At 62.5% G+C, this 23,699-nt stretch carries 19 protein-coding genes and 1 pseudogene; 8 read left to right on the top strand and 12 right to left on the bottom strand.

Annotated elements, in window-relative coordinates; genetic code table 11:
- Positions 1-119: 119 nt before the first annotated feature.
- From AC0L26_RS07180 to lexA, 6 genes are all read left to right on the top strand, one after another.
- The gene (locus AC0L26_RS07180) at positions 120-2,012 is read left to right on the top strand and encodes a peptidyl-prolyl cis-trans isomerase (protein WP_473631916.1); all 1,893 of its coding nucleotides are present in this window, start codon (positions 120-122) and stop codon (positions 2,010-2,012) included.
- Positions 2,009-3,019: an anthranilate phosphoribosyltransferase gene (gene trpD / locus AC0L26_RS07175; protein WP_473631915.1), complete on the top strand. Its 1,011-nt coding sequence runs from the start codon at positions 2,009-2,011 to the stop codon at positions 3,017-3,019. Before AC0L26_RS07180 ends, trpD begins: the two co-directional genes overlap by 4 nt.
- 4 nt (positions 3,020-3,023) lie before the next feature.
- Entirely contained in the window at positions 3,024-3,875 is an 852-nt protein-coding gene (trpC, locus tag AC0L26_RS07170) for an indole-3-glycerol phosphate synthase TrpC (RefSeq protein WP_473631914.1), read from the top strand.
- 66 nt (positions 3,876-3,941) lie between these two features.
- Positions 3,942-4,439 carry a cyclic pyranopterin monophosphate synthase MoaC gene (gene moaC, locus AC0L26_RS07165; RefSeq protein ID WP_473631913.1) on the top strand — a complete coding sequence of 166 codons (498 nt, stop codon included), beginning with the start codon at positions 3,942-3,944 and terminating at the stop codon, positions 4,437-4,439.
- The gene (locus AC0L26_RS07160; RefSeq protein WP_473631912.1) at positions 4,439-5,644 is read left to right on the top strand and encodes a molybdopterin molybdotransferase MoeA; all 1,206 of its coding nucleotides are present in this window, start codon (positions 4,439-4,441) and stop codon (positions 5,642-5,644) included. Before moaC ends, AC0L26_RS07160 begins: the two co-directional genes overlap by 1 nt.
- Before the next feature lie 104 nt (positions 5,645-5,748).
- Entirely contained in the window at positions 5,749-6,501 is a 753-nt protein-coding gene (gene lexA, locus AC0L26_RS07155; RefSeq protein WP_352929915.1) for a transcriptional repressor LexA, read from the top strand.
- Here lexA and AC0L26_RS07150 read toward each other — a convergent pair.
- Complete coding sequence (locus tag AC0L26_RS07150) at positions 6,495-8,951, bottom strand: ComEC/Rec2 family competence protein (RefSeq protein ID WP_473631911.1); 2,457 nt, start codon at positions 8,949-8,951, stop codon at positions 6,495-6,497. The two genes, lexA and AC0L26_RS07150, sit on opposite strands and share 7 nt — an antisense overlap.
- A 102-nt stretch (positions 8,952-9,053) precedes the next feature.
- On the opposite strand from AC0L26_RS07150, the gene gltX reads away from it, so the two are divergent.
- A complete protein-coding gene (gene gltX / locus AC0L26_RS07145) occupies positions 9,054-10,478 on the top strand; it encodes a glutamate--tRNA ligase (RefSeq protein ID WP_473631910.1) in 1,425 nt (474 codons plus the stop codon).
- 181 nt (positions 10,479-10,659) lie between these two features.
- Positions 10,660-11,988 (top strand): citrate synthase, encoded by a 1,329-nt coding sequence (gene gltA, locus AC0L26_RS07140; RefSeq protein ID WP_473631909.1) that lies wholly within the window; start codon positions 10,660-10,662, stop codon positions 11,986-11,988.
- A 68-nt stretch (positions 11,989-12,056) separates the two neighbouring features.
- Here gltA and lpxB read toward each other — a convergent pair whose 3' ends face one another.
- From lpxB to pyrH, 11 genes and pseudogenes are all read right to left on the bottom strand, one after another.
- Positions 12,057-13,241 carry a lipid-A-disaccharide synthase gene (gene lpxB / locus AC0L26_RS07135; RefSeq protein ID WP_473631908.1) on the bottom strand — a complete coding sequence of 395 codons (1,185 nt, stop codon included), beginning with the start codon at positions 13,239-13,241 and terminating at the stop codon, positions 12,057-12,059.
- Positions 13,231-14,130, bottom strand: coding sequence for an LpxI family protein (locus AC0L26_RS07130; RefSeq protein WP_473632145.1), 900 nt, complete (start codon positions 14,128-14,130; stop codon positions 13,231-13,233). Before AC0L26_RS07130 ends, lpxB begins: the two co-directional genes overlap by 11 nt.
- Positions 14,117-14,950, bottom strand: coding sequence for an acyl-ACP--UDP-N-acetylglucosamine O-acyltransferase (gene lpxA, locus AC0L26_RS07125; RefSeq protein ID WP_473632144.1), 834 nt, complete (start codon positions 14,948-14,950; stop codon positions 14,117-14,119). The genes AC0L26_RS07130 and lpxA overlap by 14 nt, the downstream gene beginning before the upstream one ends.
- A gap of 13 nt (positions 14,951-14,963) precedes the next feature.
- Positions 14,964-15,422 (bottom strand): 3-hydroxyacyl-ACP dehydratase FabZ, encoded by a 459-nt coding sequence (gene fabZ, locus AC0L26_RS07120; protein WP_352929897.1) that lies wholly within the window; start codon positions 15,420-15,422, stop codon positions 14,964-14,966.
- On the bottom strand, positions 15,423-16,481 hold the full coding sequence (gene lpxD / locus AC0L26_RS07115) for a UDP-3-O-(3-hydroxymyristoyl)glucosamine N-acyltransferase (RefSeq protein ID WP_473631907.1): 1,059 nt from the start codon (positions 16,479-16,481) through the stop codon (positions 15,423-15,425). It abuts the gene before it with no gap.
- 176 nt (positions 16,482-16,657) lie between these two features.
- Positions 16,658-19,027 carry an outer membrane protein assembly factor BamA gene (gene bamA, locus AC0L26_RS07110; protein WP_473631906.1) on the bottom strand — a complete coding sequence of 790 codons (2,370 nt, stop codon included), beginning with the start codon at positions 19,025-19,027 and terminating at the stop codon, positions 16,658-16,660.
- 217 nt (positions 19,028-19,244) lie between these two features.
- Positions 19,245-20,387 carry an RIP metalloprotease RseP gene (rseP, locus tag AC0L26_RS07105; RefSeq protein WP_473631905.1) on the bottom strand — a complete coding sequence of 381 codons (1,143 nt, stop codon included), beginning with the start codon at positions 20,385-20,387 and terminating at the stop codon, positions 19,245-19,247.
- Positions 20,388-20,503: 116 nt separating this feature from the next.
- Entirely contained in the window at positions 20,504-21,349 is an 846-nt protein-coding gene (locus AC0L26_RS07100) for a phosphatidate cytidylyltransferase (RefSeq protein WP_473631904.1), read from the bottom strand.
- Positions 21,346-22,089: pseudogene (locus AC0L26_RS07095) on the bottom strand (isoprenyl transferase); the annotation flags it as partial. The pseudogene AC0L26_RS07095 and the gene AC0L26_RS07100, both read right to left, overlap by 4 nt.
- An 11-nt stretch (positions 22,090-22,100) precedes the next feature.
- Positions 22,101-22,655, bottom strand: coding sequence for a ribosome recycling factor (gene frr / locus AC0L26_RS07090; RefSeq protein ID WP_095485252.1), 555 nt, complete (start codon positions 22,653-22,655; stop codon positions 22,101-22,103).
- Between the two features lie 124 nt (positions 22,656-22,779).
- A complete protein-coding gene (gene pyrH, locus AC0L26_RS07085; RefSeq protein WP_111546675.1) occupies positions 22,780-23,502 on the bottom strand; it encodes a UMP kinase in 723 nt (240 codons plus the stop codon).
- Positions 23,503-23,699 lie beyond the last annotated feature (197 nt).

Below are 23,699 nucleotides of genomic sequence, written 5' to 3'. Positions count from 1 at the left end.
CGGCTGTGTCCTCACTAGCAAACTCAGCCCACAAAGCAATCGACAGTGGGCCGGAAGGACGCTATTGCGCTTGTTTCAGACTCGGCGCATGCGAAAATGCGCAAAAATCGGAAGTGACCATGCTTGGTATCTTGAGAAACGCGGCGGGGACCTGGGTCGCGAAGGCGCTGCTGATATTGTTGGTGTTGAGTTTTCTCGTCTGGGGCATTTCCGGGCAGGTGGCGGGTGGTTTTGCAGGTCACGACGCGGTTATCACGGCCGGAGGCACCAAAGTGTCGATCAATGAGTATCGCCTCGCCTATGATCGCCAGATCAGCGTGATGTCGCAGCAATTCGGCCAGCGCATCAGCCGCGAGCAGGCGACGGCGCTTGGCCTCGACAACCAGGTCCTGGTGCAACTCGTGTCGGGTGCAGTCCTCGATGAACAGGCCCGCAAGCTCGGGCTTGGACTGTCCAAGGACCGGCTGGCCCAACTCACCCATGAAGACCCGGCCTTCAAGGGTCCCGGCGGCAGATTTGACAGGAGAACGTTCGAATACATTCTGCAACAGGTCGGTATGCGGCCGGAAGACTATCTGAAGAATCGCGCCCAGGAAGCTGTGCGCCAGCAGATCGTCGAGGCGGTTTCGGACGGCCTCAAGGTTCCGGATACCTTCTTCAAGGCGGTGGCACTCTATCGTGGAGAGGACCGCACCATCGACTATGTGACCTTACCGAAATCGCTGGTCGAGCCGATTGAAGCGCCATCCGACAGCGCGCTTTCGGCCTATTTCGAGGAAAACAAGAAGACTTATGCGGCGCCCGAATACCGCAAATTCTCCTATGTCAGGCTCGAGCCGGAAGACATTATGGATCTGAGCGCCGTGACCGACCAACAGGTCAGCGAGGACTACAACAAGAACAAGGGGCGCTATACCACGCCGGAAACGCGCACCATCGAACAGCTCGTGTTCAAGACGCCTGATGCCGCGAAGGCAGCGCTCGATTCACTCAGGACCGGCGCAACTTTCGACAAGATCGTTGCCGCCGAGGGTAAGACGCAAGCCGACACGCTGCTCGGCACGCTGACCAAGGACAAGATCGCCGACAAGGCGGTGGCAGACGCCGCCTTCGCGCTCAACGCCAACGAGGTCAGCCCGGTCGTTCAGGGCGCTTTTGGTCCGGTGCTGCTGCGCGTCACCGACATCAAGCCCGAAGTGGTGAAGCCGCTGGCCGAAGTGTCCGCTGAGATCCGCAAGGATCTGGCGCTGAGCGAGGCGAGCCGCATTCTGCTTGATGTGCATGACAATTACGAAGATATGCGCGCTTCGGGCAGCACGCTCGCGCAAGCTGCCGAAAAGCTGAAGCTGAAGGTCGTCACCATTGACGCGATCGATCGCACCGGCCAGAGGCCGGACGGCACCGTCGTCAACGACCTGCCGGAATCGCCGGATCTCATCAAAGCGGTGTTCGACGCCGAACCCGGCGCCGAGAATCCCGACCTCACCACCGCCGGCAACGGCTTCGTGTTCTACGAGGTGGATTCGGTCACGCCGGCCCGCGACCGCACGCTGGAGGAAGTCCGCCAGAAGGTAGTGGCCGACTGGACGGCAGCGGAAACGACCAAGCGGCTCACCGCAAAAGCGAACGAACTCGAAAAGCGTCTCGATGCTGGCGCCACGCTCGATGTGATCGCGAGCGAGCTCAAGCTCGAGAAGAAGACCAAGCGCGGCGTCAAGCGCGAGGCGGACGACGTCGATTTCGGCAAAGAAGGAGCCGCGGCGATGTTCGGTGAAGGCGAAGGCGGGACCGGGCTGATCCCCTCGCCCACCGGCGACGGACAGATCCTGTTCAAGATCGCCGAAGTCTTCGAGCCTGCCGGAGCCGACGCCAGCTCGGTACCGGACGACGCGCAGAAATCCTTCACCTCCGGCATGTCCGGCGACCTGCTCGACCAGTTGGTGGCGCAGTTGCAGACGCAATACGACGTTCGCATCGACCAGACCGCCGTTGCCCAAGCCCTGACCAGATGAGCGCGCTCAAGTCCCATATTGCCAAGGTCGCGGCCGGCAACGCCCTTTCCTTCGAGGAGGCGCGGGAGGCCTTCGACATCATCATGTCGGGCGACGCGACACCCGGCCAGATCGGCGGCTTCCTGATGGCGCTGCGCGTGCGCGGCGAGACGGTGAGCGAGATTTCCGGCGCCGTCGCTACCATGCGCGCCAAGATGCTGCGCGTCGATGCCCCCGCTGGCGCCATCGACATCGTCGGCACCGGCGGCGACAATTCGCACAGCGTCAACATCTCGACCGCATCCGCCTTCGTCATCGCCGCCTGCGGGGTGCCGGTGGCCAAGCACGGCAACCGCGGACTGTCCTCGCAGACCGGCGCCGCCGACGTGCTGACCGCGCTCGGCGTCAAGATTGATATCCCGCCGGAAACGATCGGCCGCTGCATCCACGATGCAGGCGTCGGCTTCATGTTCGCGCCGGCGCATCATCCGGCGATGAAGCATGTCGGCCCGACCCGCGTCGAGCTCGGCACCCGCACCATCTTCAACCTGCTTGGTCCGCTCTCCAATCCGGCCGGTGTTGCCAGACAGATGGTCGGCGTGTTCTTGCCGGAGTGGATCATGCCGGTGGCCGAGACGTTGAAGGCGCTGGGCACCGACCACGCCTGGGTCGCCCATGGCGACGGCTATGACGAGATTACCACCACCGGTGAAACCCAAGTGGCCGAACTGGTCGGCGGCGAGATCCGCAGCTTCACACTGACCCCGGAAGCGGTCGGGCTGAAGCGTCACACCAAGGACGAATTGCGCGGCGGCGACGCCGCCTACAACGCCCAGGCGCTGCGCGACATGCTGGGCGGCGCTGCCGGCGCCTTTCGCGACACGGTGCTGATGAACGCCGGCGCCGGACTGGTGGTGGCGGGCAAGGCGACGACGCTTGCCGACGGCATGGCGACGGCGGCGCAAGCCATCGACAGCGGCCGCGCGCTGCAAGTACTCGACCGACTGGTCGAGATTTCGAACGGATAGAGCCGTGTCTGACATTCTGCGCAAGATCGAAGCCTACAAGCGCGACGAGATCGCGGCGGCAAAGGCGCGCGTGCCGCTTGCCGAGATCAAGGCGCGGGCGAAAGACGCCGATGCGCCACGCGGCTTTCTTTCGGCCCTTGAAGCCAAGCGCAAATCCGGCAGTTTCGCGCTGATCGCCGAGATCAAGAAGGCGAGCCCGTCCAAGGGTTTGATTCGCGCCGATTTCGATCCGCCGACACTGGCCAAGGCCTATGCGAAAGGTGGTGCCGCCTGCCTTTCGGTGCTGACCGACGCGCCGTCCTTCCAGGGCGCGCCTGAATTCCTCACCGATGCGCGTAACGCCGTGACATTGCCCGCCTTGCGCAAGGATTTTCTGTTCGAGCCTTATCAGGTGTTCGAAGCCCGCGCGTGGGGCGCGGATGCCATCCTGATCATCATGGCGAGCGTCGATGACGCCATGGCCAGGGAGCTCGAAACGACAGCTTTCGAACTCGGCATGGACGCGCTGGTCGAGGTGCATGACGAGGTCGAGACGGAACGCGCGCTGAAACTGTCGTCACGGCTGATCGGCATCAACAACCGCAACCTCCGGACGTTCGAAACCAGTCTCGATACTTCGGAGCGGCTCGCGGCGATGGTGCCGGCCGACCGCCTGCTGGTCAGCGAGAGCGGTATTTTCTCGCACGAGGACTGCCGCAGGCTGGAAAAAAGCGACATCGGCACCTTCCTTGTCGGCGAGAGCCTGATGCGGCAACAGGACGTGGCTGCCGCAACGCACCTGCTTTTGACGGGCAAGGCACCGGCTCATGCATCGGCCCGAAAATCGGAATCGATTTTCGGAGAGCACGATGCATAAATCCAGCGTGCTAGAGCGTACTATGTGCGTCCAAACGGACGCACGTCGCTTTAAGGCCATCTGACGATGGCGGCTGCCCTCACCCATCTTGGCGCGACAGGCGAAGCCAACATGGTCGATGTCGGCGACAAGGCGGAGACGACGCGCACGGCGATCGCCAAGGGTTTCGTCTCGATGCTGCCGGAGACGCTCAAAATGATCCTCGATGGCGACGCCAAGAAGGGCGACGTGCTCGGTACGGCGCGCATCGCCGGCATCATGGCGGCCAAGAGGACGCATGAGCTGATTCCGCTCTGCCATCCGCTACTGTTGACCAAGATATCCGTCGACATCGAACCGGACGCGACGCTGCCCGGCCTGAAGGTCACGGCGTTGGCCCGCGTCACCGGTAAGACCGGCGTCGAGATGGAGGCGCTGGCCGCCGTCTCGGTCGCTTGCCTGACCATTTACGACATGGCCAAGGCGGTCGACCGCGCCATGGTGATCTCCGGCATCAGGCTGGTGGAAAAGACCGGCGGCAAATCCGGCGACTACAAGGTAGGCGCCCAAGAGGCGGGCCAATAATGGCGCTGCTTCCGGTCGCCGAGGCGCTAGAGCGCCTGCTTGAAGATGCTGCGCCCTTGCGAGCTGAAAGCGTCGCCCTGATGGACGCCGCCGACCGCGTGCTGGCGGAGCCGCTCACGGCGCTCCGCACCCAGCCGCCCTTCAACGCGTCCGCCATGGACGGCTATGCAGTGCGGGTCGAGGATGTCGCCGCCGTGCCGGCAACACTTTCGGTGATCGGCATAGCGCCGGCCGGACGCGGCTTTGCCGGAACAGTCGGCCCGGTGGAGGCCGTGCGCATCTTCACCGGCGCGCCGCTTCCCGCAGGCGCCGACACCATCGTTATCCAGGAGAATGTCCGCGACCTCGGCGGTGGCAGCATCGAAGTGACCGCTTCGACGGTTGAGGGCCGCAACATCCGCCGCCTCGGGCTTGACTTCTCAAAGGGCGACGTTCTGCTGGAGAAAGGCCGCCTGCTTGATCCGGCGGCGTTGTCGCTGGCGGCGGCGGCCAACCATCCGCAGGTCAGCGTGGTGAAACGGCCGTTGGTCGCCATCATCGCTACCGGCGACGAATTGCTGCCGCCGGGCAGCGAGCCTGGCCCCGACCAGATCATCTCGTCAAATGCCTATGGCGTCGCCGCCGCAGCCCGCTTGGTCGGCGCCGACGCGCTCGATCTCGGCATCGCCTCCGACCGCAAGGAGGCGATCGCCGCGCTGGTGAAAAAAGCGGTCGATGCAGGAGCCGACGTCATCGTCACGCTGGGCGGCGCCTCAGTCGGCGACCACGACCTTGTCCATGACGTGCTGACTGGCGAAGGCATGACGCTCGATTTCTGGAAGATCGCCATGCGGCCGGGCAAACCGCTGATGTTCGGCCGGCTGGGCGACGTCCGCTGCATCGGCCTGCCTGGCAATCCAGTGGCGAGCCTGGTCTGCACACAGCTTTTCCTGAAGCCGTTGCTTGCGCGGCTCGGCGGCCGCGCCTACCGGCAGGACATGCGTCAGGCGCGGCTCGGCGCCGCCATGCCGGCCAACGATCTCAGGCAGGACTATGTACGCGCGGTGGTGAAGGAAGACGCCGGCACGCTAACGGCGACGCCGTTCGGCATCCAGGATTCCTCGATGCTCAGGATGCTGGCCGACGCGAACGGGCTGATCGTGCGTGAGCCATTTGCACCCCCAGCCGCGACAGGCGCCGCCTGCAGCGTGCTGATGTTACGCTGAACAAACCGTCAACGCATTCATTAAACTTTAAACAGTTGCGGAACACAACTGGAACAGATAGTGTTTGTTCTGGGTTTGTTTTTCTGATTCTGTTGGGGGTCGCGATGCTGACACGCAAACAACATGAGCTGTTGATGTTCATCCACGAGCGGCTGAAGGAAAGCGGCATTCCGCCATCGTTCGACGAGATGAAGGAAGCGCTCGACCTCGCCTCCAAGTCGGGTATTCATCGGCTGATCACGGCGCTGGAGGAGCGCGGCTTCATTCGCCGGCTGCCCAACCGCGCTCGCGCGCTGGAAGTGCTGCGCTTGCCCGATTCGATCGCGCCCGGCCTCAATGCGGCGCGCAAATTCTCGCCGAGCGTCATTCAGGGCAGCCTTGGGCAGAGCAGCCATGGGCAGGGCAGCCTCGGGCGGCAGATCAAGCCGGCGCCTTCACGCATGCCTGCGGCCGGCAACGACGACGACGTTGTCGCCACCGTCTCCATCCCGGTGATGGGTCGTATCGCTGCCGGTGTGCCGATCGATGCCATCCAGCACCAGACGCATTCGATCTCGGTGCCACCGGACATGATCACCGGCGGCGCGCACTACGCGCTGGAGGTCAAAGGTGATTCGATGATCGAGGCCGGCATTTTTGACGGCGATACGGTCATCATCCGCAACGCCGACACCGCCCAACCTGGCGAGATCATTGTCGCCCTGGTTGACGAGGAGGAAGCGACGCTGAAGCGGTTCCGCCGCAAAGGCGCCTCGATCGCCCTGGAAGCCGCCAATCCGGCCTATGAGACGCGCATATTCGGGCCGGACCGGGTCAAGGTGCAAGGCAAGCTGGTCGGGTTGATCCGGCGTTACTGAGCGACAGCTTTCCCGGGTTTCTCGGCCTTGCGGTATGGCGGCAAGCCCCTCGCCTCGCGCGAGAATCTCCGCTGCTCATGCCAGGGCCTATATGGCTGTTCGACGGCAAAACGGATTTCTGCGCGCGTCGTCGCAGATAGCGGGTCGAAGAAAACGGCGGCACTGCCCATGCGAGCGAGCTGGCGTTTGGTGACGACGAGAACCAGCGGGTTGCGGCAGGGATTATAATAGGCCGTGGCATCGTCGATGACGATCAAATCCGCAAAGCCACAGGCTGGCCGCGCGGTTTTGCGGTCATCGGCGAGCGCGATGATCGCGCCGGACGGATGCCGGGCGATGCAGAGGCCGTCAGTGCAGTAGAAAGGCGATCCCGGCGGCAGGTCGGCCGGATCGGCGATGTCGAACCGCACGTCTCCTTTTTCGAATGTCTCCGGCTCGACAATGGTCGCTGAAATCAGCGCATGTTTCCAATTGTCGGTGGTGAATTCGTTCGAACGCACTCGGTTGATGGCAAGTTCGCCGCCGCCGATCGGCAGCGCCACCAGATGTGCGTCCTCCGAGATCAGCACGTCGGGGGTGCGTGTCTCGGAAATCGTTAGCAGGCCGGCGAGCGCAAAGGGAAGTGCCGCAAGCCGCAACCATGTCGTCGCCATTGTGGCAATGACCAGGGCGACCGTCACCATCAGAACCGACTGCAACGAAATCAGCCCGACTGCATCGACCGGCGAACGCTCGGAGATCCATCCCGATATTGCAATCATCGCCGTCAGCCCCTTGCCCATCATGTAGAGGAAAGGCCCGTCGAGGCCGAAAGGCATTGCCAAGGCGCTGACGACGGCCAGGAACATGACGACCGTGACGATCGGCATGACGGCCAGATTGGCGAACAGGCTGAGCGGCGAGACGCGCTGGAAGTGCCAGATGGCGAAAAGCGCGGTGGCGCTGCCGGCAATGATGGAGGTCATTGCGATTGCACCTGTCCCAGCGAGGAGTTTCCGCGTGACGAAAGCGACCGGTGACCGTCGCTGCGGCGGCGCCTTGGCCTTGTCGGCACGATAGTCTGACCAGCCTGCATAGGCGCCTACGAGGGCTGCGGTCGCGGCGAAGGACATCTGGAAGCTGGGGCCGACCACCTCGTGCGGCGACACGACGATGACGGCGATCGCTGAAATCGTCAGATTGCGCATGGTGAGTGCGGCCCGATCGAACAGCACGGCGACAAGCATCACCGCCAACATGATGAAGCTGCGCTCAGCCGCGACCACGACACCGGAAAAAATGAGATAGGCAGCTATGGAAACGAGTGCGGCGCCGGCCGCATATTTTTTGACCGGCCTGCGCGACGAAAAATCGGGAAACAGCGCAAAGGCGCCGCGCAGCAATCCCATGATGGTGCCGGCGACAAGCGCCATGTGCAGGCCGGAAATGGAGATGATGTGATAGATGCCGGTGCGCCGCATCGATTCGTTGATCTCTTCGGGGATGCCGGCACGCACGCCGACGATCAGCGCTGCGGCAATCTCCCCCTCGGCGCCACCGATGCTGTCCCTGATATGGTCGGCGATGCTTTCGCGCGCCTTTTCGATCGAGGCGGAAAGGCGCGCGGCTAACGGTGCATCCTCGGAAGCGACGATCTTCGGATTGCCGAGGAAAAAGCCGCTGGCGCCAATACCGGCGAAATAGCTGTCGAAGGAGAAGTCATAGCTGTCCGGCCTAACCGGGCCAGTCGGAGGCAGAAGCCTCACATAGCCGGTTACCACCGAGCCTGCGGTCATCTCGGCGGGAGTTTTGCGTGCCGAAACCCTGACACGTTCCGGTGCATAACGCAGTGTCGGCCGAGCGGTCGATATCACGTCGATGGTCAGCCTGATCCGGCCGTTCGCCATCTGGTCGAGCCTGACGATGCGGCCGGTGAGCTGGGTCTGGATTACCGAACCGAGCATCTGCGTTCCCGCGCGCCAGGTTTCAACCTTGGCGGCGAGCACACCGAGTGCGCACAGCAACGCTGCCATGAAACACAAATGCGTTTTGCGCCATGACCGCGTGACCGCTGCACACAATGCCGTGAGGACCACGACGGCGATGGGTTGGGGAAAGCCCGGTTCCACGGCAAGCGAAAAATAGACGATCACGCCGGATGCCAGGAAAACCGGCACCAGCAGGAAGGCGACGCCGCGGTCGAGTTCCATGCCGGCCGCCGAAACAACGCTGTTGCGGACAGCGGATGGTGCGAGGCGACGGAACTGTCGGCGGAAGCCAACGACAAGCCCGGGTGTTGGACTGGGTATTGGCGCGGAGCGGGCTGGCGAAAGAGGCTGGATGCCCGGGTGCGACCCAGGCAACGAAACGGGTAGCGGCTCGGCGTGAGGAACGTCGGCAAACAGCGATCGTTCGCTGACGCTTGCGACCGCGCCCTCGCTCTCGTTCACGCCGCGGCCTGGTCCAGCCATCGGGTCTGCCCCTTGCGCCCTTGACCTCCTATGCTACATGAACGCGCGACGCGCGAAAGTCCGCGCAACCACATCCGTTTCCTGCGCCTGCCCGAGAGTTCCATGTCCGACAAGGTCGTCACCCGTTTTGCCCCCTCGCCCACCGGCTTCCTGCATATTGGCGGGGCGCGCACGGCGCTGTTCAACTGGCTGTATTCGAAACACACCGGCGGCACGATGCTGCTGCGCATCGAGGACACCGATCGTGAGCGTTCGACGGCTGCGGCAACCGCTGCCATCCTCGACGGACTCTCCTGGCTCGGCCTCACCTGGGACGGCGAGCCGGTATCGCAGTTCGAGCGCGCGCCGCGCCACCGCGAGGTGGCCGAGGAGTTGGTGCGCATGGGCAAGGCCTATTATTGCTATGCGACGCCAGCCGAGCTGGAGGCGATGCGCGAGAGCGCGCGGGCCAAGGGGCTCCCTCCCCGCTACGATGGACGCTGGCGCGATCGCGACCCGTCGGAGGCGCCTGCGGGCGTTAAGGGCGCCATCCGCATCAAGGCGCCGACCGAGGGCGAGACGGTGGTGGATGATCTCGTGCAGGGTGAGGTGCGCTTCCCCAACAAGGATCTCGACGATTTCATCATCCTGCGCTCGGACGGCAATCCGACCTATATGCATGCTGTCGTCGTTGACGACCATGACATGGGCATCACCCACATCATCCGCGGCGACGATCATCTGACCAACGCCGCCCGCCAGATGGTGATCTATCGAGCCATGGGCTGGGACGTGCCGTCGATGTCGCATATTCCGCTGATCCACGGCGCCGACGGCGCCAAGCTGTCGAAGCGACATGGTGCGCTCGGTGTCGAGGCCTATCGCGCCATGGGCTATCTGCCCGAGGCGCTGCTCAACTACCTGGCGCGGCTCGGCTGGAGCCATGGCGACGACGAAGTGATGTCGATCAAGGACATGATTGCCTGGTTCGATATCGGCGACGTCAACAAGGGCGCCGCTCGTTTCGACTTCGCCAAGCTGGAGGCCCTGAACGGCGTGCATATGCGCCGGATGAGCGACGCCGAATTGCTCGATATCTTCATCGCCACCTTGCCCTATCTCGAAGGCGGCCCGGCGATCGCAACGCGCCTCGACGACACGCGCAAGGCGCAATTGCTTGCAGCGCTGCCAGGCCTGAAGGAGCGCGCCAAGACGCTGGTCGAGCTTGTCGACGGCGCCGGCTTCCTGTTCGCCGAGCGGCCGCTGCCGATCGACGAGAAGGCGGCAGCGCTGCTCAGCGGTGAGGCGCGCGAGATCCTGCGGGGTGCCCACGCGGTGCTGAAGGCAGTTTCAGGTGACTGGACGGCCGCCGCCGCGGAGGCTGCGATCCGCGAATATGCTCTGGCAGGCGGTCATAAGCTCGGTGCCGTGGCCCAACCTCTGCGTGCCGCGCTGACCGGCAAAAGCACCTCGCCCGGCGTGTTCGATGTGCTTGCCGTGCTTGGCCGCGACGAAAGCCTGGCGCGCATATCCGATCAAATCGATTAGCAAAACTGGCCCAAGAAGATTGGCATTGAAAGGCGGGTTTCGCAGTGCAACATTAGGTCTTGGCCCAATTTGGCACGCAAATCCAAAAGCGGGCGCAAACGCGCGAACTCCGATCCTTTCGACGTGTTGCGTTGCAGATATATTGCCTTGCCGGCAGTGAGAAAACCAAAAGGAGTTTGCAATGTCCGAAGCTGCGACAAAGATGGAATTTGGCGGCAAAACCCAAGCATCGACTGCAAAACTTGAATTCGGCGGCAAAACTCACGAGCTCAGGGTGCGAAGCGGTTCGGTCGGACCAGATGTCATCGACATCGGCTCGCTTTACAGCACCACCGGGGCCTTCACCTACGATCCCGGCTTCACGTCGACGGCAAGCTGCGAGTCGGAAATCACCTTCATCGATGGCGATGCCGGCATTCTTTTGCACCGCGGTTACCCCATCGACCAGCTGGCCGAGCATGGCGACTTCCTCGAAGTCTGCTACCTCTTGCTCTATGGCGAATTGCCGACCAAGGCGCAGAAGGACGATTTCGACTACCGGGTGACGCGCCACACCATGGTGCACGAGCAGATGTCACGCTTTTTCACCGGCTTTCGCCGCGACGCGCATCCGATGGCGGTGATGTGCGGCGTGGTCGGCGCGCTGTCGGCTTTCTATCACGACTCCACCGATATCTCGGACCCCTACCAGCGCATGGTCGCATCGATGCGGCTGATTGCCAAAATGCCGACGATAGCGGCGATGGCCTACAAATATCACATCGGCCAGCCCTTCATTTACCCGAAGAACGAGCTGAATTTCGCGGCCAACTTCCTGCATATGTGCTTCGCCGTGCCGTGCGAGGAATACAAGATCAACCCGGTGCTGGCGCGTGCGATGGAGCGCATCTTCATCCTGCACGCCGATCACGAGCAGAACGCCTCGACCTCGACCGTCCGCCTCGCCGGCTCGTCGGGCGCCAATCCGTTTGCCTGTATCGCTGCCGGCATCGCTTGCCTGTGGGGACCGGCGCATGGCGGCGCCAACGAGGCCGCTCTGAACATGCTGGGCGAGATCGGTCATGTCGACCACATCCCGGAATTCATCGCCCGCGCCAAGGATAAGAACGATCCGTTCCGATTGATGGGCTTTGGCCACCGCGTCTACAAGAACTACGATCCGCGCGCCAAGATCATGCAGAAGACCGCACATGAGGTGCTGGGCGAACTCGGCATCAAGGACGATCCGCTGCTCGACATCGCCATGGAGCTGGAAAAGATCGCGTTGACCGATGCCTATTTCATCGAGAAGAAGCTTTATCCGAACGTCGATTTCTATTCGGGCATCACGCTCAAGGCGCTGGGCTTCCCCACCACAATGTTCACCGTGCTGTTCGCGGTCGCCCGCACAGTCGGTTGGATCGCGCAGTGGAAAGAGATGATCGAGGATCCGCACCAGAAGATCGGCCGTCCGCGCCAGCTCTATACAGGTGCGCCGGAACGGGATTACGTGCCTATTGCGAAGCGGTAGTTGAGCGAATAGTGAGTAGCGAATAGGAAGAAGACAGCGAACGCTAGACGCCAGTCTGCCCCTACTCGCTATTCGCTACTCCCTATTCGCTTCTTTATGTACTCCATCACCACCCCCGCCGCGATATCGCCGGACGGCCTGCCGGTGGCCATGCGTCTGGCCACTTCGGCAAAACCGTCCTTCTGCCAAGTGCGGTAGGCAGTGTCGGAAAACAGCGCTTCCAGCTGCCGCGCCAGATAGTGTGGCCGCACATATTCATTGTAGTGCTCGGTCACCACCGGACGGTCGGCGATGAGATTGGGCAAGGCGGCGCTCCATACGGTGATCAAGCGTTGGGCCATCCGCATGACCGGATCGAGCCGGTAGCAGGAGATCATCGGCACGCCCGACAGCGCCAGTTCCAGCGACACCGTTCCCGATGCGATCAGCGCCGCATCGGCCTTGCCGAAAGCCTGCCATTTGCGTTCGGGATCAAGGATGATCTCCGGCTTCTCGTCCCAACTCGCCACCGAAGTCCTGACCAGGTCGGCGACATGCGGAACCGTCGGCAACAGCAGGCGCAAGCGATGCCCCCGCGCGCGCAGGATCGAGATCGTCTTGCCGAATGGGCCGACCAGCCTTCGCACCTCGCCGCGACGCGAGCCGGGCAGCACCAGCAATGTCTTCACGCGATCCTCGGACAGGTCGCGCGGCAGGCTTTGCGCCTTGGCAGCACCGAGCACGCCCGGATCATGCGTGAGGCGATGGCCGACATAGGTGCCGGGCGGACCTCCGAGGCGGGCGAGTTCCTTCACCTCGAAAGGCAGGATGCAAAGGATATGGTCGACATACGGTCTCATCGCCAGCGCCCTGCCCGGCCGCCATGCCCAGACGCTCGGGCAGACATAGTGGACGATGGGGATTGCCGGATCGGCGCCACGCACCTTCTTGGCTACGCGGAGTGAAAAATCCGGGCTGTCGATGGTGATCAGGCAATCGGGCCTTTCACCGGCGACCGCGCCGGCCGTCTGGCTGATCCGCCGCATCAGGCGCGGCAGGTCGCGCAGGACCGCGCTCAGCCCCGTCAGCGCGATCTCGCTGCCCTCGAATAGTGGGATGAGGCCAAGCGCCTGCAGATGGCGTCCGCCAATGCCGACAAGCCTGACCTCGCGGCCGGTCGTGCGCTTGAGCGCCTGGATGAGGTCGGCGCCAAGCAGGTCACCGGATTCCTCGCCGGCGACGATGGCGATCTTCAGCGGCTTGTCACTGGCCATAGGCCGGCTCCTCGACGGGCAGGCCGACGATGAAAAGGCCCAGCGCATTGGCGCGCGCGATGGTGACGGGGCCCTCCAGAATGAGCGAACGACCAGCTTCGATGGCAATGCCGGCAAGGCCGGCTGCATGCGCCGCATCGACCGTCTGCGGGCCGATCGACGGCAGGTCGGCGCGCAACTCCTGGCCGGGCTTGGCGCATTTGACCAGGACACCACGCGTGCCGCCAGCCAGCCTGCCATGGCCGCGCAACTCTCTTGCCCGCTCAAGCAGCCCGGCAGTGCCTTCGATGCCTTCCAGCGCGATCGCCCGCCCACCGACCGCTATTGCCGCCTGGCCGATATCAAGCGCGCCAATGGCTTTCGCGGCGGCCCGCCCTGCCTCGATGTCACGCCAGTCGGATCGATTTGGTCCTGCCGCGGTCAGAGTTCCCTGGCTCGCTGCCAGTTCGGGAACCACCTCATGCGCGCCGACCACTTTGATGCCCCGCTTTTCAAGGCCTCGTGTCAGGACTTTCAGAAGCCCATCATCGCCGCGCGCCAGCGCCAGGACCACCGAAGGCACGATCGCCAGCAATCCGAGACTCGGGCGCATGTCGATCAGCCGCGGCCTGCGCTTGATCTCGCCGGCAAGAACCAGATGGGTGACGCCGTGACGCTTCAGCGTCGCCACCAATGAGCCGATCTGCTCAAGTGCCAAGCTGTCGTGCTCGTACTGGCGGAGCTCCTGCCGGTCGGCCTCGCCCTCCATCAACAGAATGAAAGGCGGATGATCATGCGCGGCCAGGCCTTCGGCGACTTCCACGGGCAAGCTGCCGCTACCGGCAACGATACCGATCCTAGAGCCTGGCGCGAGTTGAAGCTTCGCCCCGGCGATCTCAGCCTTCGTCATCGCCATCGTCACCGTCGCCGCCCTTGAGCGACGGGACGGCGTAGTGCCGCTTGCCGCGACTGGCGATGAAATCGATGATCTTCATGGCCGTCGGCGATGAAGCGAATTCCGCCTTTGCGAGCTCGATATTCTCGCCGACGGTTCGGGAGCGATCGAAGATCGTCCTGTAAGCCTTGCGCAACGTAAGGATCTCGGCGCGCGGCAGGCCGGCGCGCTTCAGGCCGATGATGTTGAGGCCGCGAAGGCTGGCGCGATTGCCGACGGCGATGGCGTAGGGAATGACATCGCCGACAATTGCCGAGCAGCCGCCGAGAAAGGCATTGTCACCGACGCGGACAAACTGATGAACAGCGGTGAGGCCCCCGATATAGACGTTATCGCCGATTTCGCAATGGCCGCCCAGCGTCGCCTGATTGGCAAACGTGGCATTCTTGCCGACGACGCAGTCATGGGCGATATGGGCATAGGCAAGGAAATTGCCGTTGTCGCCGATAACAGTCTCGCCGCGGCTGGAATCGGTGCCGAGGTGCATGGTCACGCCTTCGCGGATCGTGCAGTTCTCACCGATGACGAGCGTGGTGCGGCCGCCCTTGTGCTTGGTGTTTTGCGGCGGCGCGCCCAATGTCGCCATCGGATAGACCTTGGTCGAGGCGCCGATCGTGGTCGCGCCCATCACCGAGACGTGGCTGACCAGTTCGACGCGGTCGCCGATCACGGCGTCGCCGCTGATGTGACAGAACGGCCCGATGCGGACGCCTTCGCCGATTTTAGCGCCTGCCTCGATGACCGAAGATGGATGGATAACCGTTTGGATTTTCATAAGCATTCGATCGTCAGTCGCTCGTAACCATCATCGCTGAGATCTCGGCTTCCGCGGCCTTGACGCCGTCGACCAGAGCCTCGCAAGCGAATTTGAGAAGGTTGCCGCGTTTCTTAATTTTCTTCACATGAATCTTTAACTGGTCGCCAGGAACGACCGGTTTGCGGAATTTGGCGTTATCGATGGTCAGGAAATAGACCAGCGATGGTTTTTCGGTGCCAAGGCTGCGAATGCAGATGGCGCCGGCCGTCTGCGCCATCGCCTCGACGATCAGCACGCCGGGCATGACCGGCTGATCCGGGAAATGACCCTGAAAATGCGGCTCGTTTATGGTCACGTTCTTGATGCCGATAGCGGACTCGTCGCCATCGATGTCGATGATGCGGTCGATCATCAGGAACGGATAGCGATGCGGCAGGAGCTTCATCAACCCCAATATGTCGACCGCTTCGAGCGTCGTCGCCGCCATCATCTAGCTATTCCCCCCCTCGCCGGATTTGCGCGCCCTGGCCAGTCTTCGCAAAGCTGCGATCTCCCGCATGGCTTCCGCCATCGGCTGTGCCGGATATCCTCCCCAAATCTCGCCCGCAGGAACGTTGCTCATAAACCCGCTTCTCGCAGCAAGTTTGGCCCCGGTCCCTATGGTCAGGTGATCGGCAAGGCCGACACCGCCACCCATGGTGACGTTGTCGCCCACCGTCACGGAACCGGAAATACCTGAAAGGCCGGCGATTATGCAGTTGCGGCCGATGCGGACGTTATGAGCGATCTGCACCAGATTATCGATCTTGGTCCCCTGACCGATGATCGTGTCGGACATGGCGCCACGATCGACCGTGGTGTTTGAGCCGATCTCGACATCGTCCTGGATAACGACACGGCCGATCTGCGGGACGCGCTCCGGGCCCTTCGCGCCAGCCACGAAGCCAAAGCCGTCCTGACCGATGCGGGCACCGCCATGGATGATGACGCGGTTGCCGATCAGCGCGTACTGGATGCTGGCGCCTGGGCCGACATAGCCGTCGCGGCCGAACTGGCAGGAGGGACCGATAACGGCATGAGGGGCGATGACGGTTCCACTGCCGATAGAAGCGCGGGGGCCGATGATCGCGCCGGCCTCGATGATCGCGCCGGCCTCAATATGCGCCGATGGGTCGATATGAGCATGCGGCGAGATGCCGGTTTCGCCGGTCATCGGCGCCGGTGTCGCAGCCGCTGGGAAGAGAAGGCGCCCGACCATCGCGAAAGCCTGTTGCGGGCGCGGATGGACCAGAACCGCGATGCCCGCCGGCGCTTTGCCGGCAAATTCGGCGGGACAGAGAACTGCCGCTGCCCGCAGCGATTGCATCAGCGCGAAGTTGCGCCTGCCATCGACGAAGACGAGGGCATGCTCGCCGCCTTCGCTTGCCGGCGCCAAAGCTTCGATCGATATATCGGAGAGGCCCGAATCGACAAGCACCGAGCCGGTCAGATTCGCGACTTCGCCAGCCGTGTACCGGCGTGAGGGCGCGAAGAACACCGGATCGGTCATTCCAGAAGCTATATCCAGCTAGCGCATGACCCCAAAAATCGGAATCGATCTTCGGGAAGGATCATGTGCAAATCAAAGTGCCACAGTGTGCTTTGCGCCTCCGGAGGACGCACGGCGCTGTAGTATCGGTTCACTCTCTTCCGGACCAACGGCCCGGAAGCATCGTTGCCCGCCGATCAGAAGCGGGTCGATATGCCGAAGTTAAACTCCTGCACGTCGTCGGTGTCTTCCTTGAGGACCGGTACCGCATAATCGATGCGGATCGGGCCAAACGGTGACGCCCACATCAGACCGACGCCGACCGAGGCGCGCCATTGCATGTCGGTTGACGACGGATCGACCAAATCTCCTCTGACCTTGCTACCATAAAGCGTCGCCGCATCGGCGAAAACTGCGCCGCGCAGGCCGAAGCTTTCCGGAATGATCGGCATCGGAAACTGGGCCTCCGCCGAGGCGTTGAAATAGGTGGTGCCACCGAGATGGTCGTCAAAGCCCTGGTCGTCGACAGGACCGATGCCGCCATAGGCAAAGCCGCGGATCATCCGGTCGCTGCTCTGAAAATGATCGAAGATGCGCAGATCGCCGGAGCCGTAGCCCTGGACGTGGCCGGCGCCGCCCGAAATCAACCCGACCAGATCAAGCTGCTCCGACAATGTCTGGTAGACGCTGCCACGCGCCGTCACCTTGATGAATTTGGCATCGCCGCCAAGGCCGGCCACCTCCGTGCTGACATTGGCGTAGATCCCTTCATGTGGGTTCTTCATGTCGTCGATGGTGTTGTAGACCAGGCCAAGGCTGATCGACGACTTGAGCCACGGGCTCTCGTCAATACCTTCGAGGATCGCTTCAGAGACATCGCATTTGAGGGGATCGTATTCGCCGTCGGTCTCGCAGCCATCGTCGAGCTTATACTTCTCTTGCGCGATATTGTACGCCAGCTGTGTCGAGATGTTGTCGGTGATCGGCAGGCCGAAGCGCACCGTCGCACCTATCGTCTCGCTCTCGTATTCGTCATATTGCCTGGTCCGGTTGAAGACATCGAAACCAGCGGCAATGCGCCGCCCGAGGAAATAGGGCTCGGTGAAGGAGAAGTTGTAGTCGCGCGAATTTCTGCCGCCGCCCGCCGATATCCTGATGAACTGGCCGCGTCCGAGGAAGTTGCGCTCCGTGATCGATCCTTCGACGGATGGGCCTGACGTGTCGCCGCCAGTCGAATAGCCGGCGCCAACCGAGAACTCGCCGGTCGACTTCTCGACCACGTCGACCACCAGCACCACCTGATCAGGCTCAGAGCCGGGCACGGTGGAAACTTCGACTTTTTCAAAATAATCGAGCGCTTCCAGCCGCTTCTTCGCGCGCTGGATGAGAACCTGGTTGAAGGCGTCGCCCTCACTCACGTCGAATTCGCGGCGGATGACATAGTCGCGTGTGCGGTCGTTGCCGCGAATCTCGATGCGTTCGACATAGGCTTTGGTGCCCTGGTCGATCGTATAGACCACCGAAATCGTGTGGTTCTCGAAATTGCGGTCGCCGCGCGGCGTCACCTGGGCGAAGGCATAGCCGGAACCGGCGACCGTCTCAGTCAGCGCGATGATGGTGTCTTCGACGTTCTTGGCGTTGTAGACATCGCCCTTGTGGGTCTCGACCACCGACTGCAGCGATGCGCCGTCGACCTCGGGAATCGTGCTCTCGACGCTGACGTCGCCAAATGTGTAGCGATCCCCCTCCTGCACGGTGATGGTCACCGTGTATTTGTTGGTGGTCTCGTCGAGTTCGCCGACCGCGGAAACGACCTGGAAATCGGCATAGCCGTGATTGTAATAGAAACGGCGCAGCAGCTCCTGGTCGGCGCGCAGCTTGTCTTCGTCATAGACGTCGTCGCGCAGCACGAACGAAAGGTAGGACGAGCGCTTGGTAGAGATGATATCGGACAGACGACGGCTCGAATAGGCGCTGTTGCCGACGAAATTGATCGCGGCGATCTGCGTGCGGCCGCCTTCGTTGATGTTGAAGACCACGTTCACGCGGTTGTCGCCGAGATCCATGATCTGGGTGGTCACGGCGGCGTCGTCGCGGCCGATACGCCTGTAGGCGGCCTTGACCGCCTCGACGTCGGCATCGAGCGCCTGCTGCGAGAACGTTCCGCGCGGCTTCAACTGGATTGAGACCGCAAGCGCGTTGTCCTTGAGCTTCTTGTTGCCCTGGAACAGCACCTGGTTCACGACCTGATACTCGGAAACCTTGATGACCAGCGAAGAACCGACCTGATTGATCTGGACGTCCGAGAACAGCCCGGTGCCGAACAGCGCCTTGACCGCATCGTCGATATCGGAGCTGGAGAAGGCCTTGCCGGGCTTGATCGTGACGTAGTTGCGGATCGTGTCGGCGTCGACACGCTGATTGCCGCTGACTTCGACTCTTGAGACAACAGCGGCCTCGACCGCCGATGTGGCAACGAATTGCACTGCGAGCGCACCTGGCACGACCAGAGCGGCGGACATGGCCACCGCGGACGCGGCGCTCAGAAACTTGGAAGTTGCCTTCATCGGGCTTTTGTACCTTTTCTCGAAGTCCCCACGGCGAGAAAACCGGACGTGCGGTAATTTCCCCTACCGTATTAACCGGATTTTCCCTACACGCAAGGCTCCTGGTTAATTTGTATTTACTTAACCCTGTTGCGTGGCTTTCGCGTCACGCATATCCCCACGCATGGTAAACGGCGTCTCAACATTGGCTCTGTCGAAGCCAAATTTCTTCATGATTTCAGCATCCAAACAGATCGTTCCAGAAAACGAACCCCATGAAGCCCAACACGAGCATGAAGCCAGCCCTGTAACCCATTTCCATCATCCGTTCCGACACCGGCCGCCGAATGACTGCCTCCACGCCGTAGAACAACAGATGGCCGCCGTCGAGGGGGGGAATCGGCAAAAGGTTGAGAATACCGATCCCGACCGACAGCAAAGCAACAAGTTGTACAAGCCAGTCGAAGCCCAGTTTTGCCGCCTGCCCCGACATCTTTGCGATCTTAATTGGCCCGCCCAGCTGGCATTTGTCTTCGCGGCCGACGACGAAACGCTGCAGGAACTGACCGGTGCGCTGAATGATGTATCCCGTCTCCTCGACCGCCGCCCCTACCGCTTCGATCGGGTTGTAAGTCACTAGCCTGGGTTGGCCGAATTCCTGATTGTTGACGACGCCGATCACGGCCACTTTGACCTTGTTGCCCAGCCCGTCTTGCTGCTCCATCAGCTCCGGCGTCGCAGTGGCGGTGATCTCCTTGCCGTCCCGCAACATGACGAAGGTAATGGCATCGCCGCCGCGGCCCGAAACCAGGCGCTGGACGTCGGAGAAGGTCTGGACCTTGCTGCCGTTGACGCTGACGAATCGGTCGCCGGGCAGGATGCCTGCCCTGGCCGCAGGACTGCCGGCGGTGACTTCAGCCACCATCGGCTCCATCACAGGGCGGCCATAGACGGAAAACAGCACCGCAAAGACGGCGATCGTCAGCAGGAAGTTGAACAGCGGGCCGGCCACCACAGTCGCCGCGCGCTTCCAGACCGGCTGCGTGTGAAAGGCAATCTTGCGTTCGGCATTGGTCAGCGATTCAAGCTCCTCCGAGCTGGGCTGGCTCGACGTGGCATTCATGTCGCCGACAAATTTGACATAGCCGCCAAGCGGAATGGCGGAGAGCTTCCAACGCGTGCCATGGCTGTCATTGAAGCCGAAGAGCTCCGGGCCGAAGCCGATCGAAAAGGCTTTTACGCCGATGCCGCACCAGCGGCCGACGAGGTAGTGGCCCATCTCGTGCACGAACACGACCACGGTCAGCACGAACAGGAAAGGCACCAGCGTGCCGAGGAAAAAGCCCTCCGTGCTGAAAACCGCGTGAAGAATCTCGTTCAACTCATGTCCTCAAAATTCGTCCGCAGCACGCTCGTACCGCGACTGTGACATCAATCCAGGCGAATCCATGGCGCATCCTGCGCAGGTCAGGAAACCGGGCCAAGGAACAATGCCGATCAAGCTGGAAACAGCCCCTGCGCCGGATGGTCGGCGGTCGCCGAAATCCACCCGATGACGTATAGGGCGAAGGCCGCCGCGACAAGCCCGTCGACCCGGTCCATCACACCGCCATGGCCCGGTATCAGCGTGCCCGAATCCTTGCGGTCGTGACGGCGCTTCACCCATGATTCGAAAAGGTCGCCGGCCTGGGCAACGACCGATAGGACGAGCGCAACGATACCGAGAATTGCGAGATTGCCGGCCCCGGCAGAGGCGGCCAAAAGCAGCCCGGCAACAACCCCGCCAACGGCCCCACCGAGCGCCCCGCTCTGCGTCTTGCCGGGCGAGATCGATGGCGCCAGCTTCGGACCGCCAACAGCGCGACCGACAAAATAGGCCGATATGTCGGTCGCCCAAACCACCGCGAACAGGAAGAGAATGGCGACTAGGCCGGATCGGTCGCCGTCGCGCAAAAGAGCAAGCGACAGGCCGGAAATGGCGGCATAGGCAAGGCCGGACGCGTCCCAGGGCCCTGTCTGGTGCATCGAAGTCTGGTGCATCGAGTTCTGGCGCATCGAAGCCACGAGGATGGTGACAACGACCATCGCCGCCATAAGAAGCAGCAGCCAAAACGCCGGCAGGCCGGCGACCAAGGCGACGACGAAGACCAGAAGCAGCGCTTCAGGCAGAAGACCAAGACCCGTGGCAGCGACCGGGCGGCACATTCGCGTCCATTCGTAAAAGATCAGGATCGTCATGGCGGCGCAAAGCAACCGGAAGGGCAGTCCGCCGAGCCAGGTCAGGCCAAGCGTGATAGCAGCAAGCACGACGGCAGAAATCACGCGAAGCCGGAGGTTGCTCATCCCTTGGCAGTCACGGCGACGTCTTGAGCGCCAAGTCCGCCGAAACGGCGCTCGCGGCCAGCGAAATCGCGCAACGCATCGGCCAAATGCTCGCGGCTGAAATCGGGCCAGTAGCAAGGCAAGAATACAAGCTCGCTATAGGCCGCCTGCCACAGAAGGAAATTCGACAGTCTGAGTTCGCCGCTGGTGCGAATGACCAGTTCCGGGTCTGGAATGCCCTGAGTGTCGAGAGAGCCGGCAAAGGACTCGGCCGTGATCGCCTCGCTGTCGAGCTCGCCGCGCGCCACAGCCGAGGCAAGCTTGCGCGCCGTGCGCACGATCTCGTCGCGCCCGCCATAGTTGAAGGCGATGACCAGGGTCAGCGCCTCGTTGCGCATAGTCAGCGTTTCGGCCTCTTCCAGCAGGCTCCTGATATCAGGCTGCAACCCTGCCCTGTCGCCGATTATCCTGACCCGCACGCCGCTCTGGTGCAGTTCGGCGAGATCGCGGCGGATGAAGATTTTCAGGAGGCCCATCAGATCGCTGACTTCGGACTTCGGTCGCGACCAGTTTTCCGACGAGAAGGCGTAAACGGTCAGGAAGGAGATGCCGAGGCCAGGAGCAGCGCGGACCGTGTTGCGCAGGGCCTCGACGCCGGCGCGATGACCGGCAAGCCGTGGCATGCCGCGCGCCTTGGCCCAGCGTCCGTTTCCGTCCATGATGATCGCGACATGCGCGGGGCTTGTCATAGTTTCGCTTTCGGGTCGGACCCTTAAACCTGCATGATTTCAGCTTCCTTATCGGAAAGCAGATGGTCGATAGTGCCGATCATCTCGTCGGTGAGCTTCTGAACCTGGTCGGACCGCTTGCGCTGATCGTCCTCGCTGATGTCGCCGTCCTTTTCCGCCTTTTTGAGAAACTCCATGCCGTCTCGGCGCACGTGGCGCACGGCGATGCGCGCATTCTCGGCATAACCATGCGAGATCTTGACCAGCTCCTTGCGGCGCTGTTCGTTGAGCTCGGGCAGCGGAATTCTGAGATTGGTGCCGTCGACGATCGGGTTGAAGCCAAGATTGGACTCGCGGATGGCGCGATCGACCGCGCCGACCATCGACTTGTCCCAGACCGAAACCGAAATCATGCGCGGCTCCGGCACCGACACGTTCGCCACCTGGTTGATCGGCATGGTGGTGCCATAGGCCTGCACCTGGATCGCGTCGAGCAGGTTGCTCGACGCGCGGCCGGTCCGCAGCGAAGCCAGATCGTGCTTGAACGCAGCGATCGCCCCGTCCATGCGCCGTTTGAGATCATCGTATTCGCCACTCATCATCATCTCCTCGACCCGTTAGCCCGGGTTCACTGTTCAGGGGTAGCCCCGTATTCGAGCCTAAATCCGAAAACCGGTTCCCGCTTTTCGCTTAGGCGGACCCGGTTCGGTATCGGGCTCCCGATCAGTCGTCCGCGACGACAGTGCAACGGCCGCCGCCCCTCAGAATATCACCGAAACCACCCTTCTCGTGGATCGAATAGACGATTATCGGAATGTTGTTTTCGCGCGCAAGTGCAATCGCGGCTGTATCCATGATCGAAAGACCGCGTTTTATGACTTCGCCATGACTGATGCGCTCGAAGCGAGTCGCGTTCGGGTCCTTCTTGGGATCGGCCGAATAGACGCCGTCGACCTGAGTGCCCTTGAACAGCGCATCGGCGCCGATTTCCGCGGCACGAAGCGCCGCGGCCGAATCGGTGGTGAAGAACGGATTGCCGGTGCCGCCGGCGAAGATGACGACCTTGCCCTGGTTCATGTAGGCGGTCGCCTGGCGCTGCGAAAAGCTCTCGCAAAGTTCAGGCATGGCGATTGCCGACAGCACCACCGCGTCGACGCCTATCTTGTTCAACGAGGTGCGCAGCGCCAGCGAGTTGATGACGGTGGCGAGCATGCCCATGTGGTCGCCAGTGACGCGATCTCCGCCCTTGGACGCAACCGCCACGCCGCGAAAGATGTTGCCGCCGCCAATGACGACGCCGACCTCGATGCCCAGGGCGCGGGCCTCGGCGATGTCTGCGGCGATACGATCGACGACCGAAACGTCGATGCCGAAATGCTGCTCGCCCATCAACGCTTCGCCTGACGCTTTCAGCAAGACACGTCGGTAGAGGGGCTTCACCGTCATCTGGTCCTCATCGTTGCGCGTGTGACGCGCCTGGAGCGGCTCCCCCGCGCAGGCGCTGCCCCGAAACATTGGCGTTCCGATACACGAAGGGGGGCGCGCGGGGGCGCCCCGCCCCCCCCCGCGAAAAAAAAAGGCCCGCATTTGGTTAGAGCGGACAATGAACACTGGCCCTTTAAATACGCGGCGCCCCACACCCC

It is taken from the genome of Mesorhizobium sp. WSM4823, assembly GCF_055811195.1.
This window is presented reverse-complemented; position numbering and strand designations above follow the sequence as displayed.

Coding starts and splice junctions, on each gene's coding strand:
- pyrH (WP_111546675.1), bottom strand. CDS start 23,502: ATGACGGTGAAGCCCCTCTACCGACGTGTCTTGCTGAAAGCGTCAGGC.
- moaC (WP_473631913.1), top strand. CDS start 3,942: ATGGCGGCTGCCCTCACCCATCTTGGCGCGACAGGCGAAGCCAACATG.
- AC0L26_RS07180 (WP_473631916.1), top strand. CDS start 120: ATGCTTGGTATCTTGAGAAACGCGGCGGGGACCTGGGTCGCGAAGGCG.
- AC0L26_RS07150 (WP_473631911.1), bottom strand. CDS start 8,951: ATGGCTGGACCAGGCCGCGGCGTGAACGAGAGCGAGGGCGCGGTCGCA.
- lpxA (WP_473632144.1), bottom strand. CDS start 14,950: ATGAAAATCCAAACGGTTATCCATCCATCTTCGGTCATCGAGGCAGGC.
- lpxB (WP_473631908.1), bottom strand. CDS start 13,241: ATGGCCAGTGACAAGCCGCTGAAGATCGCCATCGTCGCCGGCGAGGAA.
- gltX (WP_473631910.1), top strand. CDS start 9,054: ATGTCCGACAAGGTCGTCACCCGTTTTGCCCCCTCGCCCACCGGCTTC.
- AC0L26_RS07100 (WP_473631904.1), bottom strand. CDS start 21,349: ATGAGCAACCTCCGGCTTCGCGTGATTTCTGCCGTCGTGCTTGCTGCT.
- lexA (WP_352929915.1), top strand. CDS start 5,749: ATGCTGACACGCAAACAACATGAGCTGTTGATGTTCATCCACGAGCGG.
- AC0L26_RS07160 (WP_473631912.1), top strand. CDS start 4,439: ATGGCGCTGCTTCCGGTCGCCGAGGCGCTAGAGCGCCTGCTTGAAGAT.
- lpxD (WP_473631907.1), bottom strand. CDS start 16,481: ATGACCGATCCGGTGTTCTTCGCGCCCTCACGCCGGTACACGGCTGGC.
- AC0L26_RS07130 (WP_473632145.1), bottom strand. CDS start 14,130: ATGACGAAGGCTGAGATCGCCGGGGCGAAGCTTCAACTCGCGCCAGGC.
- gltA (WP_473631909.1), top strand. CDS start 10,660: ATGTCCGAAGCTGCGACAAAGATGGAATTTGGCGGCAAAACCCAAGCA.
- bamA (WP_473631906.1), bottom strand. CDS start 19,027: ATGAAGGCAACTTCCAAGTTTCTGAGCGCCGCGTCCGCGGTGGCCATG.
- trpD (WP_473631915.1), top strand. CDS start 2,009: ATGAGCGCGCTCAAGTCCCATATTGCCAAGGTCGCGGCCGGCAACGCC.
- fabZ (WP_352929897.1), bottom strand. CDS start 15,422: ATGATGGCGGCGACGACGCTCGAAGCGGTCGACATATTGGGGTTGATG.
- frr (WP_095485252.1), bottom strand. CDS start 22,655: ATGAGTGGCGAATACGATGATCTCAAACGGCGCATGGACGGGGCGATC.